Below are 14,341 nucleotides of genomic sequence, written 5' to 3' on the forward strand. Positions count from 1 at the left end.
CTCCCCCCGTCCGGCCCGCCCCGCCCGTCACACCCAGAAGGTGAGGAAAGCACTGATGACACGGCACCGGCCCAGCCTGTACGAGGCCGCAGGACAAGCCATGCTGCGCGCTGCGGTCCACACGGCCGAGCCCGCCATGCCGCCCTGGCCGAACACCGCGGCACCCACTGGCGAGTGGCGCGCGTGGCTGCGCACGGTGTGGTCCGACACCGCCTTCCAGCGCGCCGTGACGCAGGCGAGCCCTCACCTGGCGGACCAGGTGCAGGCCATCATCGACGGCCGCACGCCGAAGGTACGCCGGATGCGCCGGGCGGCGCTGTCCACCGCCCGCTACGCGATCCGTTACGCCCGCCGCTCCACCCCCTACGGCCTCTTCGCCGGCGTCGCACCGCTCGGCTTCGCCCAGACCACGTCCGTCCACATCGGTGACGAGCACCAGGCTGTGGCCCGCCCCGAGCCGACCGGCCTCGAGGACATGCTCACCACCTGGGAGAGCGACGCCGCGCGCATGGCCGACGCGGAGGTCTGCGTCAACAACCTGATCGCACGGCGCGACCAACACGTCCATGTGCCCTCCGAGGGCGACTCAGAGTTCCGCGTCGCTCTAGGCCCCGCGGTACGTCTCGTGCTCTACCTGGCCCAAACTCCAATCGAGTACCGCCAGTTGTCCGACAAGCTGGCAGCCCAATTCCCCGACGTGGGTGCCACAGCCTGCGACCGGCTGCTCGGTGAACTGCTCCGGGTACGGCTGCTGCACTCGTCGCTTCGCGCACCGGCCACCGTCGCCGACCCCACCGAGGTCCTGCCGCCTGCGGCGCGTGTTCGAGCGGCCGAGCTGCCGACCGCGCGCGACCTGCGGCTCGATGCCGACGTGCGGCTGCCCGAGAACGTCCTCACGGAAGTCGAGACCGCGGCGACCGTCCTCGCGCGCCTGGCCAACCACCCGACCGGAACCCCGACGTGGCAGCGATGGATCGAGCGCTTCAGCGAGCGCTACGGCGAGCACCACATGGTGCCGGTGGACGTGGCCACGGATCCGGACCGGGGTGTGGGCTTCCCGGACGGGTTCCTCACGGCGAGCGAGCCGCCCCGGCCGATGTCCCGGCGCGACCGGCGGCTGCTGGAGCTGGCCGGCACCGCCGCCGCCGAAGGCCGCCGCACCGTCGCACTGACCGGGACGATGATCGAGGAACTGGAAGCAGCCGCCGGCGACAAGCCCCACAGCTTGGCGCCCCACCTCGAACTTGCCGCCCAGCTCCACGCCTCCTCCGTCCCGGCCCTGGACCGCGGGGACTTCCGGCTGCGGGTGCTGACCGTCTCCCGCTCGGCCGGATCGATGACCGGCCGGTTCTGGCACCTGTTCCCCGGCACCGAGACGGCGTACGCGACCCTGCCCACGGTCGATCCGAAGGCGGAACTCGCGCAGCTCTCCTTCCACGCCGGGCGGGTCCATGCCGACCTGCTCACCCGCGCGCCGCAGGCCCTGCCCCGCGTCGTGAGCGTCGGCGAATTCCGGCACCCCGCCCCGAACGTCCTCTTCCCCCGCGACCTGTCGGTCACCGCCGCCGACGGCCGACCCCAGCTGGTGGAGACCGCCACGGGCCAGCCGCTGGAGCTGCTGGCGCCCACCGCCGTCAACTTCCTGTGGAACAACTACACCCCGCCGATGGCGCGCTTCCTCGGCGAGATCAGCCGCGCGGCATCGCCGCAGGTGACCTGGTTCGACTGGGGCGCAGCCTGGGCCCTGCCCCTTACCCCGGCCCTCACCTACCGGCGAACCATCCTCACCACCGCCCGGTGGAAGATCCGCAGTCGCGCACTGCCTGCCCGCACCGCGTCACTGCACCAGTGGACAGAGCAACTCCACGCCTGGCGGGACCGATTCCGGGTGCCGGAACAGGTTCTGCTGGCAGAGGACGACCAGCAGCTTCCGCTCGATCTCACCCGCGACGTCGACCTGGACCTGCTCCGGGCGCACCTGGATGCCAGCCCCATCGGTATCGCCACCCTGCACGACGCGCCGCCGCCCGATGCCGACGGGTGGATCGGCGGCCGAGCCCACAGCATCGTGGTCCCCCTGGCCAGGCGCTCATGACCACAACGACCGTCCCCCGCACACAGGACCTGTCCGAGGGAGCCCTCGGCATGGCCCTGCTCCACATCGAGCGCCGAGACCTGTCCACGGCGCGCCGCCATCTCGCCCGGGCCACCGCCCAGGGCGTGAGCACCGGCAGCAACGCCAGCCTCTTCCACGGCGCCCCCGCCTTGGAGTTCGTCCTGGCCCGTGCCCACGGGGCCGGCGACGACATCCGCGCGGCCGTCGACCACGTCGTGGACGCCCGGCTCGCCGCCGCCCACCACCGTCAGGCCGCCGGCACGCTGCCCGACCTCGCCGAATGGGACCTCATCCGCGGCCTGACCGGGCTCGCGGCGCTGCTGCTGTCCCGCCGCCCCGTCGCACCCCGGCTCCCCGACGTGCTCTGCTGCCTCGTCAGTCTCGCCCGCCCCGCCCGCGGCAATGGGCAGGAGCTGCCGGGGTGGTGGTCGGCGCTCGGCCCTGACGGCAAGGAGATGGCCGGCGGGCACGGCAACAACGGCATGGCCCACGGCATCGCCGGGCCCCTGTCCGTGCTCTCCCTTGCCCTACGCGAAGGCATCAGCGTCCCCGGCCAGGAGGAGGCCATCGGCACGTTCGCGACCTGGCTCGACCGGCACGGCACCCACTACTGGTCCACCGCAGCCCACCTGGGCGACGACCAGCCGCCTGAGGCGGAGCCGGCCCGCCAGTCCTGGTGCTACGGCCAGCCCGGCATCGCCCGCGCGCAGCAGCTCGCCGCGCTCGCCCTCGAAGACACCGGACGCCGCCGAGCAGCCGAGGACACGGTCGCGACCATCCTGACCGACCCGCAACAGCTCGCCCGGATCACCGACTCGACGCTCTGCCACGGCTGGGCCGGCCTGCTGACCCTGACCCGCGCGGTCGCCGCGGACAGCCCCGACCCCGCACGCTTCACCCCCATCGTCCGCGACTTGCGCCGGCGGCTGGCCACCGGCTGGGAGCACCTGCACAAACCCGGCTTCCTGGAAGGCCGGGCCGGTGCCCAACTCGCCCTGCATCACGCCGCCACCTCCGGCTGGGCCCGTGCCCTGCTGCTCACCTGACCCCGCCCCTTCAAGGAGTCCCCGCCCATGGCCTTCGACGACGAGCATCTGCCCCTTTCCCCGGACACCGGTTGGTGGCACGCCTCCGTGGCCTTCCCCCAACCACACAAGGACGCCGCGCGGGTCTTGGCCACCGCACTGTCCGGCCGCCGTTTCCACTTCCTGCGCAAGGACGCCGGTGTGCGCCTGCGCACCGAGCAGCCCGCCCCCGAACTGCTGGACCAGCTCGTCTCCGACGGTGTGCTCACCGGCTGGACCGACGGGATCTACGAGCCGGAGACCCATGCGTTCGGAGGGCCCGAGGGCATGGCGGTCGCGCACGACGTGTTCTGCGCCGACAGCCCGGCAGCCCTCGCCGAGACCGGTGCTCCCGGCGCCCGCGAGCGCGCCGTGATGCTCCTGTCCGCCATGATCCGCGAAGCAGGGCTGGACCCCTTCGAAGCCGGAGACGTCTACGCCCGGTGGGCCACCCTGCGCCACCCCATCACCCCGCCCCAGGGCCACGCCCTGGACAAGGCCGTCTCCGCGATGCGTCGGCTCATGAACGCCGACGCCGCTCTGCGCCCCGATCCGGAAGCGGGCTGGACCGAGCGCGTCGCCGCGTTCGAAGACGCCGGCCGCCAGCTGCGCCGGCTCGCCGCCGACGGCCGGCTGATACGCGGGATCCGGGCGGTCCTCGCCCACCACGCGATCTTCGCGTTCAACCGCGCGGGCGTACCTGTCGAAGCGCAGGCCGCCACCGCGTGGCTCGGCCGTCACGTCGCCTTCTCCACCGCAGAAGGAGCTGACGTGTCTACCCGCAAGTCCGCATCAGCGGACCCTAACCTCCCTCGAATGGAGACCACCGTGACACCCGAAACCGACCCCGCCCAGCTGCGCGAAGCCCTCGCCCAACGGCTCGTCGACAGCGGCCACCTGCGCAGCCAGGCGGCCATCGACGCGTTCCGCACCACCGACCGGCACGCCTTCCTGCCCGGCGTCGACCTGCAGCGCGCGTACAAGGAAGACGCGGTACCGATCAAGCACGACGAGCACGGAGAGATGATCTCCTGCATCTCCGCCCCGTCCGTCGTCGCCACCCAGCTCGAACAGCTCGGGGCCCTGCCCGGCCACAAGGTCCTGGAAGCCGGAGCGGCCACCGGCTACAACGCCGCCCTCCTCGGCAAGATCGTCTCCCCCGGCGGGCAGGTGTGGACCCTCGACGTCGACAAGGACCTCGTCGCCGGCGCGAGCAAGCACCTCGCCGAGGCCGGCATCGACAACGCCACCGCGGTGATGGCGGACGGCGCGGCCGGGCTGCCCGAGCACGCCCCCTACGACCGCATCCAGTTCACGGTCGGCGCGGGCGACGTCCCGGCCAAGATCCTCGAACAGCTCGCCCCCGACGGACGCCTGGTCCTGCCGATGCGGATCCGCGGCAGCATCTCCCGCTCCTTCGCCTTCGAACGCGACGGGGACACGTGGAAGACCGTCTCCTGCGAGATGGCCACCTTCGTCCCGCTGCGCAAGGGCGTCTGCGACGACGCGTACACCCTCGTCCCGATGGCCGGCGAAGGCACCGTGCGCCTGGAGACCTTCAGCGAGCAGGACGTCGACCGCGACGCCCTGCGGACCGTCCTCGACGAGCAGCAGACCAAGCTGTACACCGGGGTGAAGTTCCGGCAGGGCTCCGCGTGGGAGTGGCTGTACCTGTACCTGGCCTGCGTGCTGCCCAACGGCCTCTCCCGCCTGCCCGGCCAGCGCCCCGGGTTCACCCCGCACTTCGGCTGGGGCTCCATGGCCGCCCTCGACGGCGCATCGCTCGCGTACCTGACCATCCGCGAGGGCGAGGACGAGAAGGGCCGGTACTGGGAGGTCGGCGTGATCGGCCACGGCGAAGCGGGCCGCGGCCTCGCCGAGCGCGTCGTGGACGAGATCCGCGCCTGGGACGCCAGCGGCGGCAACGACGCTCCCGCACCGGGATTCCGGATGGCCACCGCCGAGTCCCGCGACCGGCTGACGGCCAGCGACCCGCGCTTCGTCATCGACAAGCCCTACAGCCGACTGGTCGTCGACTGGGCGCGCAAGGGCTGATCCGATGATCCCCGCGATAGCCAGCCGCATCCCCCTGGTCCGCCGCACCAAGGCGCCCGCGCTCCCCCTGGAGGAGCGCATCCACCACCTCACCGGGCTGACCGTCGCGCCCGCAGGTGCGAGCCACTACGACCTGGTGGCCCGCGCCTGCGGGGTCCTCAACTACGCCGCACTGATCGCCTCCGACGTCGGCCTGCCCCGCGTGGCCCAGGAGCTGTGCTGGCGCCAGCACCAGGTCTTCGCCGACGCCGGACGCCTCAGCGGCCGGATCGCCATCATGTCGCTGATGCCGCTGGTCAACCTCTCCCGGCTGGAGACCCGCGCCGGCTACGGCGAACTCGCCTACAGCTTGCTGCACTGCCTCAACGACGCGGCCCGACACCGGAACAAGACCGACATCGACGGCCACATCGTCGACCTCTCGGACCTCACCGCCACGGAAGAGGACCACCGCGCGGTGTGCCAGGAGCTGTACATCAGTGTCCTCGTCGACGGAGCCCGCGCCCTCGCCCAGATCGGGCGCTGGACCGAGGCCGCCGACGCCATGGCCCAGCACCGCGGCATCGGCAATCGCCTCCTCGACGGTCGCCAGATCAAGATCATGGCCCTCATGGAGCAGGACTGCGACCAGCAGGCCCGCGACTTGATCGACACCACCCAGCCCACCGAGCCGTGGGAGAACCACGTCGCCGACCTCCTGCGCGCCCACTGCCGCCTCGGCCCGGCACACCTTCTGCCCGCCGACCTCGACCAAGCTCAGCGTTCAGCCGCCGCGCTCCTCGCCGACCCCGAACCCTCGTACGCCGCGTTCCAGACCCGGGCGGGCCTGGCCGCTCTCGATATCGCCGGCGGCGAGCCGCCCGCCGAATCGCTGGCCTGCGCTCTTGCCGCCGCGGCGCGCCTCGACGGCTACGCCGCCCGAGAGGTCCTGCGCCACCCCGTCGCCGCCCCTGCCTTGGACGAGGAGGCGAAAGACGTACTGAACGCGGTGACCGCCGCAGCCGGACTGGGATCCGGCGCCCTGTCCGCCGACCACCACGAGGCTCTGACGTGCGCAGTCGATCACGCAGAGACCCAACTGGAACAGCTGCTGCAGGCGGAACCGGCGCCCGGATAGGGGCGTGAACCCGGCCGGCTCGCTGGCCGACACCGGTGATGCGGCGGGCATCGGCGTTTCGGCCATCTCCTGCCCGCAGCCGCTCCAAGCCAGAGCAGGGATCTCGCGCCCACGGGGTTGCCGGATGCAGGAGATAGCGGGCTTGGCAGCACGACCGAATGACGTGTGTTCGATATCGCAGCCCTGTCGTTAGACCTCACGACTCTGCCGACGCGACCGTCCTAGGGGGAACGATGACCTCGGCCATCACGCAGGACCAGCCGCCGCAACCGGAGAAGGGAACCGTGCCGGACGACGAAACCCACGGGGCCAGTGTTCGAGAGGAGGAATACCTCTACCGCGACGCATCGCGACTCCAGGCCGGCTCCCTGCTGACCTCCCGCACCATGGCTCGACGCCTCCCCTCGCTCGTGCGGCGCTCGGTCCAGATGGCCTGGCACGTGGATCGCGGGGCGACCATCGGACTGCTGGTGTGCCAGACCGCGACCGGCGTCCTAGCAGCCCTCGGCCTCCTGGCCGTCACGGGCACCATCAACGCGCTGATCTCGTCCGGCGACATCACGGAGCGATTGTGGGACGCCGCCCCGCAGCTGGCCGTGATCGCCGGAGCCGCCGGTCTGCGTGCGCTCCTGGGCATCACCGTGGTCTGGCTGACCGGCCGGCTGCGTCCGGTCCTCGGACGGGCCGCCGAGTTGACGATGATCGAGGCCGCGCTCGGCGCGGAACTGGCCGCGAACAACAAGCCCGGCTACAACGACGCCTACGACATCGCCGACCGCGGCGCCCAGGTCACCCCCGACCTCGTCGAAGAAGCACAGGACGTCCTTGCGGCGACCGCCACGCTCGCCGCCGGCGCTACCGTCCTGACCGTCCTGCACCCCCTGCTCCTGCCCCTTCTCTTCCTCGCCTGCCTGCCGCAGGCCGCCGCCTACGTCCGCTCCGCCCGCGTGATCTACCTGGCCGGACTCGAGACCTCCGGCCGACGCCGGATGCTGGGCAAACTGCGCTGGCACATGGCCTACCAGGAATCCAGCGAGGAGATGCGCGCCTGCCTGGCCGGCCCCTTCCTGATCGCCCGCTACCGGCGGCTGGCCGCCTCGGTCAACACCGCCGAGCGCACGGCCGCGAACACCGGTGCCTGGATGGGACTGGCCGGCGCCGTGGCCGGCGGCGTCGCCTCCACCGCGGTGTGGGCGGCGCTGCTGTGGCTCCTGGCCTCCGGGAAGATGAGCCTCGCCGCCGGCGGCGGCGCCGTCTTCGCCCTGCAGACCGCAACCGGCTCGGTACGCGGCATCATCAACGGCGGCGCTCGCTTGGTCCGCACCGGCTGGTACGTCCAGGACTGGCAGAACTTCCTCGACAACGCGCACGGCCAGGCCATGGCCGACTCCCGTGGCACCTCACCCGTGACCGCGCCCCCGGAGCGCTTCGAAGTCCGCGACGTCACCTACCGCTACGACGGAGCCCCCAAGGACAGCCTGAGCAACGTCTCTCTGCACATCCGGCGCGGCGAGATCGTGGCTCTGGTGGGGGAGAACGGCTCCGGCAAGACCACGCTCTCGCGCCTGCTGTGCGGGCTCCTGCTGCCCACCGAGGGCGACGTGGCCTGGGACCACGCCTCCACTGCGGACCTGGACCCGTGGAAGTCGTGGGAGCACGTCGCGCTGGTGCCGCAGAAGTTCACGTACCTGCCGCTGACCATGCGGGACAACATCACCTTCGGGCAGGGTGACACCAGCGACGCGGCCCTGCTCGCTGCCTGCAAGGCATCCGGCGCCGCAGAGATGCTGCCGGGCCTGCGCTCCGGGCTGAACACCCTGCTGACCAGCGAATGGTTCGGCGGCCAGCAGCTCTCCGGCGGACAGTGGCAGCGCCTGGTCCTCACCCGAAGCTGTCCGGAAACAACGTCACGGTTCCGTATGGGCATTCGATTCCTTCATGAACTCGACGTAGCGGAGGACTTCTTCTGCGCTGTAGAGCCGTTGCGTTCTGTGGACTGGGGTTGGGTTGTACCCGTCTTCTTGAAGGAGTGGACGGAGTTCCACGAGTGCGTTGCCGATAGTCCGGGGGCTCACGTTGAAAAGGGCGGCGATCGTCGGACGGGTGGCGATCTGGCGCATGGCGAGAATCGCGGCCAGGACCCGGCCCTCATCGGTGATTTTCCTGTAGACGACCAGTCCCGGGTCCTTCTTCAGCTCAGCGCCTCGATGCTTGCGTCGAATTTCCTGCAGGCGAGCTTGGTATCTCGTGGCCAGGCGGGCAGTGATGGCATCGAGTTCGTCGCGACTCATTCCGGTCAGAGCAGGGTGCCGCAACGCTTCTTGCGGGTCGACCTCCTGAAGGGAGCCGGCGGAGGCGACGTAATCTCTCACCGCTTGCGCGGTGGTGAGTCTGAGTGCGATGGCTCGCACCGGGTAGTTTCGTTCCGTCAGGAGGGTTCGTGTCTCACGAGTGGCCTTCTGCATGGCACTTCGGGCGACTCCGAGCAAGTCCTGGAGTACGGGCATCGGACAGATTTCGCGGACGTAGACGAGGGTGGCAATAATCCGAGCTTCAGGCGTCATCACCGTCCATCCGCCTGCGCCCTTCGCCCGGCGTCTTCTTCCGCCCCGCCGGTTGTAGGCCCGCTGCTCGGCCTTGGCCGCCTGAGCCGGCGCGAGAAGCTCGATCAGGCGGTTGAGTTCTTCGCGGCTCATCCCTGTGAGAACCGGATGGGACAGCATCTCCAGTACTTCCGAAGGGATCACCCTGGGGCCGCTTCCGCCTGTTTGGGCGGCGGTGCAGCGCCCGTGTGGTTGAACGGTGTAGTTCCAGGAACCGCGGGTTTCATGCGGCTGAATCGGCAGAGAGTCCAGATACTCCTTACTCACGGTGATCCCGGTCGGGTAGGTGCCGGTGTCGAGTTCGGCCTCGACGCGCAGTCCGGAGCGGGTGCGCGTGGACTCGATGGTCTTGATGACGACCTCGTGGCTGGTCAGCGGGCGTCCACGCCAGTTCATCGTGATGTGGGAGAAGAGCCGGTGTTCGATCTTGTTCCATTTCGATGTTCCGGGCGGGAAGTGGCAGACGGTAATGGCCAGACCGGATTCTTCGGCGAGGGCCGCAAGCTCGGATTTCCACAGTCGGTATCGAGGAGAGTTCGATCCTCCGGAGTCTGCTGTGATCAGGAGGCGCTTGGCGCGCGGGTAGACGTCTTGGCCTCTCTTCTCCCACCACCGGCGAATCGAGGCGACGGCGAAGGCCGATGTGTCGTGGTCCACGCCGACGTTGACCCAGCCGGTGTTGGCCGCGATGTCGTAGATCCCGTACGGGATGGCCTGCTGGATGTCTCCGCGGAAGAACAGCGAGTGGTCCTCCACGTCGATCGGCTCACCCTTGGGCCGCCATTCGCGTCCCGGGTTGTGGTAGGCGCCGATCATTTCCTTCTTCTTCGTGTCCACGCTGATGACCGGCTCGCCGGCCGCCTGATGCTCTTTGACTTGATCGTTGATGTAATGGAACTGAGCGTCCCGGTCGGGGTGTTGCTTTCCTTCAAGGGTCTTGGCGTTGCCTTGGAGGCTGAACCCGTTCTCGCGCAGCAGCTTTCCGACCGTAGTCGCGGAGACCGTATGACCTTTCTCGGTCAGCTCGGCGGCGAGATTTCGCAGGGACTTGGTCGTCCACCTCAAGGGAGACATGGGATCGCCCCGCTCGTCCGGTTCGACCAGTGCCAACAGGGCGGGCAGCAGTTCGGGGTCTTTCTCGGTCGCCTTCCTGCGGCCACCCCCTGGGCGCCGAATGCGACCTGCCGGAAACGGTGTCGGCGCATCGGCGAGTTCGGCGATTCCTTTGCGGACCGTCGTTTCACTGACACCCGCAACCCGGGACACCGCGCGTATGCCGCCATGCCCCAACTCGCGGGCCTCTGCGGCCAGCAGCAGACGCCGCTGTCTTTCGTTGAGATGCGGGAGCAACGCGCCCAATCGCGCCGCAAGTTGGCGGGTCGCCGACCGGGATATGAGCACGAAAGATCAACGATCATGGGGCCTGCGAAGCAACGCGTTGTTTCCGGACAGCTTCCCCGCGCGTTCCACCGGCAAGCAGCGCTCTTGGTGATGGACGAGCCCACGGCCGCCCTCGACGCCCGCGCCGAGCACCGCATCTTCGCCGGTCTGCGTGAACTCGCCAAGGACCGGGCCATCCTCCTGATCACGCACCGGCTCACGAACGTTGCCGTCGCCGATCGCATCGTGGTGCTGGACGAAGGCCGGATCGTCCAAGAGGGCACCTACGCCCAACTCACGCAGCAGCCGGGCCTGTTCCGGACTCTGTGGGAACTGCAGCGCCGGATGAGCGGCGACACCTCCTGACGCCTGCTGCGCCGGCCCTCCCCCCTGCCGGGCAGAGACCGGCCCGATCTCCTGCTCCCTGCCCCACCTCCTCAGCACTCCCGGAAGGAATGCGGTGACGACTCCACCCACCACCGACGTCAGCGACGCGAGCGAGCTGCGCCACCAGCTCGTCGAGCAGCTCCAAACCGCTGGGCACATTTGCTCCGCCGCCGTCGAGCGCGCCTTCCGCACCGTGCCCCGACACACCTTTGCCCCCGAAGCCGCAGTGGAAGCGGCGTACGCCAACGACATCGTCGCCACCCGCCGCCGCGACGACGGCACCGTCACCAGCTCCATCTCCGCACCCTGGCTGCAAGCCGACATGCTCGAATCCGCCCGCATCCAACCCGGCCACCGTGTCCTGGAGATCGGCTCCGGCGGATACAACGCCGCCCTGATCGCCGAACTCGTCGGTCCGACCGGCCACGTCACCACCCTCGACATCGACCCCGCCGTGACCGAAAGGGCGCTCTGCTTCCTCGCCGAAACCGAGTACGACACCGTCAACGTAGTCACCACGGACGCAGAGCATCTGCCCGCCGAGGTGGTGCCCGAGGGCGGATTCGACGCCATCATCGTCACCGTCGACACCTGGGACCTGCCCTGGATCGACGCCCTGGCCGAAGGCGGCCGACTCGTCGCGCCGCTGCGCCTGCACGGCTACCACTGGGCCATCGGCTTCACCAAGGCGGCAGGGGTCCTGCGCAGCGACGAGCCGCTCGTCGTCTGCGGCTTCGTCGCCATGCAGGGCGACGGCGCCTGGAACCGCAACCGCCGCGCCGTCCCCGGCACCGGAGTCCACCTCTCCTGGGAAGACGGCACCCCTCTGCCCGTGGACCAACTCGCCCCCGCCCTCACCCGCGAGCCGACCGTCACGCGAACCGGCATCACCGTCGGAGGCCAAGAGCCCTTCGACCTGCTCCAGCTCTACCTCGCCGGCGCTCTGCCCGGCTTCTGCCGCCTGGAAGCCGACCCCGACAGCGACCACCAGATCCTCAACCCGCCGCCCCCGCACTGGCCCGCCGCCGCGATCGTCCGCGGAACTTCCCTTGCCCGGATGACGCATGAACGCATCGGCGACGGGGACGACGGCAAGGGCCGGTACGAATTCGTTGTCCAGGGCTACGGGGACCAAGGACACGTTGCCGCGCAGGAAATGGCCGAGCGGGTCAAGACCTGGCATCGCATCCACCGCGGCGCCCGCTGTCCCCTCGTCACCGTCCGACCGGCGGTCGACGGCGCTCCGGCGGGCCTCGACGGCAATCCGCACGTCTTCGCGAAGAAGCACACCAGCGTCAGCGTGGAATGGCCGGTCGCGCCCGTCACCGTCTGCGAACCAGAGACGGCCAACGCCTCCGCCCTGATCTACAACGACCGCGGCGAGTACCTGCTCCACCTGCGCGACTACTTCCCCGGCGAGATCTGGGAGCCGGGCATGTGGTCCCTGCTCGGCGGCGGCCGAGAACCCCAGGACGCCACCCTGGAGCACACCGTGCGCCGCGAACTGGCCGAGGAAGCCGGCCTCGACCTCGCCGACCTGACCCCGTTCGGAGCCGAGTACGCCTCCGATGACGCTGGCAGGACGGTGCCCATCGCCATCTACGCCGGCCGCTGGAACGGCGACCCGCGCGATCTCCACCTGACCGAGGGGGTGATGCTCGCCTGGTTCGCCCCGGACGACCTCCACCGCCTGCGCATCGCGGACACCACTAGCGACCTCGTACACCGCCACGCCGCCAGCCTCCCGACGATGAGGAGCGAGTCCGCTTCCGAGGAGGAACGCCGGTCCTCGCCGCACGGCACGGTTCTCAACGTCGTCGGCGTCCACCTCTACCTGGAGCGGCCCGACGGGACGGTGCTGCTCGGACTGCGCCACCCCAGCAGCGCCTTCGCGCCGTCCACGTGGCATGCCCTGGCCGGCCACTGCGAGCAGGAAAACGCCATCGCCTGTCTGATCAAGGAGGCCCGGGAGGAAGCCGGCCTGCGCATCGAGCGCCAGGACGTCGAACTCGTCCACGTCGTCCACCACATCGACTATGCCGGGGACCGGCCCCGCATGGACCTGTTCTTCCGCGCCCGCACCTGGCGCGGCGAGCCGGAGCTGCGCGAGCCGGACAAGTGCACCCAGTGGAAGTTCTGGGACCCCACCGCCCTTCCCGACGACCTCGTCCCCTACACGCGGACGGCGATTGAAGGCATCCAGAACGGCGAGCTGTACAGCGAGACGGGGTGGCCCGCATGACCAGCACTCCGACCAACGCACCCAGTCGCGTGCCCGCGTCCTCAGCAGCCGGACGTCCGGATACCCGCCTCGTCGTGATCCGCGGGAACTCTGCCTCGGGCAAGTCGAGCGTGGCCCAGGGCCTGCGCGATCACTACGGCCGCGGCGTCGCGATCGTGGGGCAGGACGTGATCCGCCGAAACGTGCTGCGCGAGCACGACACCACGGGCGGCACCAACATCGCTCTGCTGGGCAGGATCGCCCGCCACGCCCTGGACGCCGGCTTTCACGTCGTGCTTGAAGGGATCCTGTACGCCGACCGCTACAGCCACATGATCTCGTCCCTGGTACGGGACCACCGCGGCGTCTCGGCCTGCTTCTACCTGGACGTGCCGCTGGAGGCGACGCTTGCCCGGCACGCCTCGAAGGCGGATGCCGCATACCTGGAACAGGTCACCGATACCCACCTCACCTCCTGGTACCGGGAGCTGGATCTGCTGCCGGGCGGACTGGAGACCGTGATCCCGTCCGACAGCGCTCTGCAGGAGACCGTCGCCCGGATCGTGCGCGACACCGATCTGACCGCTGCCGCCCCTGGCAGGCCCCCGCAGCACAAGCCGTCACAGGGAGACTCGATGAACCTGGTGCTGATGTCCGATCCGCAGGTAGCGGAGATCCCGGTGCGCGAGTGCGGAGAGCCGCTTGTCGACGTCCGTGAACACGACTTGCGCGTCGATCCTCGCAAGCAAGATCCGCGAGGCGCGTACGCCCACGTCCGCCAGGGCGTCCTCAGCCGGTTGCAGCACGCGCGCTCGCTCCTGCCCGCCGGCATCGACCTGCTGTTCATCGAGGGCTACCGGCCGCTCGCCCTCCAGCGGCGCTACTTCACCGAGTACCGCGACGAGCTGGCCGCCGCCCAGCCCGACTGGACACCGGAGCAGCTGCATCAGGCCGCCAGCCGGTACGTGTCGCCGCCCGAGATCGCGCCCCACTCCGCGGGCGCAGCCGTAGACGTGACCCTCGTCGACCAGGATGGCCACGAACTCGACCTCGGCACCCGCGTCAACGCCTCTCCGGAGGAGAGCGGCGGGGCCTGCTTCACGCACGCCCAGACCCTCAGCCACCAGGCGCGCCACCACCGCACTCTGCTGCTCAGCACCATGGAGAGTGCGGGCTTTACGAACTACGGGACCGAGTTCTGGCACTTCTCGGCGGCGGACCGGTACGACGCACTGATGCGGCGGGAGCCGTACGCGCGCTACGGACCGATCGAACTGCCCTAGCGCGTCCGCGGACCCGTCCACTACCTCGCCCGCCTTCCGATCCAAGGCACAGGAGCGGACCACTGCTCCGTGAACGGTCGCGCCCCCACGAACAGGCAGACGGAAAGCATCGAAC

At 70.1% G+C, this 14,341-nt stretch carries 7 protein-coding genes and 2 pseudogenes; 8 read left to right on the plus strand and 1 reads right to left on the minus strand.

What is annotated here, in order from left to right; genetic code table 11:
* The first annotated feature begins 55 nt into the window (after positions 1-55).
* The 5 genes and pseudogenes from AB0P07_RS32050 to AB0P07_RS32070 all read left to right on the plus strand — a co-directional run.
* Entirely contained in the window at positions 56-2,095 is a 2,040-nt protein-coding gene (locus tag AB0P07_RS32050) for a lantibiotic dehydratase family protein (RefSeq protein WP_365556717.1), read from the plus strand.
* The gene (locus tag AB0P07_RS32055) at positions 2,092-3,162 is read left to right on the plus strand and encodes a lanthionine synthetase C family protein (protein WP_365556719.1); all 1,071 of its coding nucleotides are present in this window, start codon (positions 2,092-2,094) and stop codon (positions 3,160-3,162) included. The genes AB0P07_RS32050 and AB0P07_RS32055 overlap by 4 nt, the downstream gene beginning before the upstream one ends.
* Before the next feature lie 27 nt (positions 3,163-3,189).
* On the plus strand, positions 3,190-5,235 hold the full coding sequence (gene fxlM / locus AB0P07_RS32060; protein ID WP_365556720.1) for a methyltransferase, FxLD system: 2,046 nt from the start codon (positions 3,190-3,192) through the stop codon (positions 5,233-5,235).
* Between the two features lie 4 nt (positions 5,236-5,239).
* A complete protein-coding gene (locus tag AB0P07_RS32065) occupies positions 5,240-6,352 on the plus strand; it encodes a hypothetical protein (RefSeq protein ID WP_365556722.1) in 1,113 nt (370 codons plus the stop codon).
* Positions 6,353-6,585: 233 nt separating this feature from the next.
* Positions 6,586-8,244, plus strand: a pseudogene (locus AB0P07_RS32070) (ABC transporter ATP-binding protein); the annotation flags it as partial.
* A 15-nt stretch (positions 8,245-8,259) separates the two neighbouring features.
* Here AB0P07_RS32070 and AB0P07_RS32075 read toward each other — a convergent pair.
* Positions 8,260-10,314: an ISAzo13 family transposase gene (locus tag AB0P07_RS32075; protein WP_365556881.1), complete on the minus strand. Its 2,055-nt coding sequence runs from the start codon at positions 10,312-10,314 to the stop codon at positions 8,260-8,262.
* A gap of 72 nt (positions 10,315-10,386) precedes the next feature.
* Here AB0P07_RS32075 and AB0P07_RS32080 point away from each other — a divergent pair.
* The 3 genes and pseudogenes from AB0P07_RS32080 to AB0P07_RS32090 all read left to right on the plus strand — a co-directional run.
* Positions 10,387-10,701, plus strand: a pseudogene (locus tag AB0P07_RS32080) (ABC transporter); the annotation flags it as partial.
* 94 nt (positions 10,702-10,795) lie between these two features.
* Positions 10,796-12,964, plus strand: a complete 2,169-nt coding sequence (gene fxlM, locus AB0P07_RS32085; RefSeq protein ID WP_365556724.1) for a methyltransferase, FxLD system — start codon at positions 10,796-10,798, stop codon at positions 12,962-12,964.
* Positions 12,961-14,226, plus strand: coding sequence for a M15 family metallopeptidase (locus tag AB0P07_RS32090; protein WP_365556726.1), 1,266 nt, complete (start codon positions 12,961-12,963; stop codon positions 14,224-14,226). The genes fxlM (AB0P07_RS32085) and AB0P07_RS32090 overlap by 4 nt, the downstream gene beginning before the upstream one ends.
* The last annotated feature ends 115 nt before the right edge of the window (positions 14,227-14,341 follow it).

The sequence above is a fragment of the Streptomyces sp. NPDC085944 genome (genome assembly GCF_040686295.1).
GTDB classification, from domain to species: Bacteria; Actinomycetota; Actinomycetes; order Streptomycetales; family Streptomycetaceae; genus Streptomyces; species Streptomyces salinarius.

Coding starts and splice junctions, on each gene's coding strand:
- AB0P07_RS32065 (WP_365556722.1), top strand. CDS start 5,240: ATGATCCCCGCGATAGCCAGCCGCATCCCCCTGGTCCGCCGCACCAAG.
- AB0P07_RS32055 (WP_365556719.1), top strand. CDS start 2,092: ATGACCACAACGACCGTCCCCCGCACACAGGACCTGTCCGAGGGAGCC.
- AB0P07_RS32090 (WP_365556726.1), top strand. CDS start 12,961: ATGACCAGCACTCCGACCAACGCACCCAGTCGCGTGCCCGCGTCCTCA.
- fxlM (WP_365556720.1), top strand. CDS start 3,190: ATGGCCTTCGACGACGAGCATCTGCCCCTTTCCCCGGACACCGGTTGG.
- AB0P07_RS32050 (WP_365556717.1), top strand. CDS start 56: ATGACACGGCACCGGCCCAGCCTGTACGAGGCCGCAGGACAAGCCATG.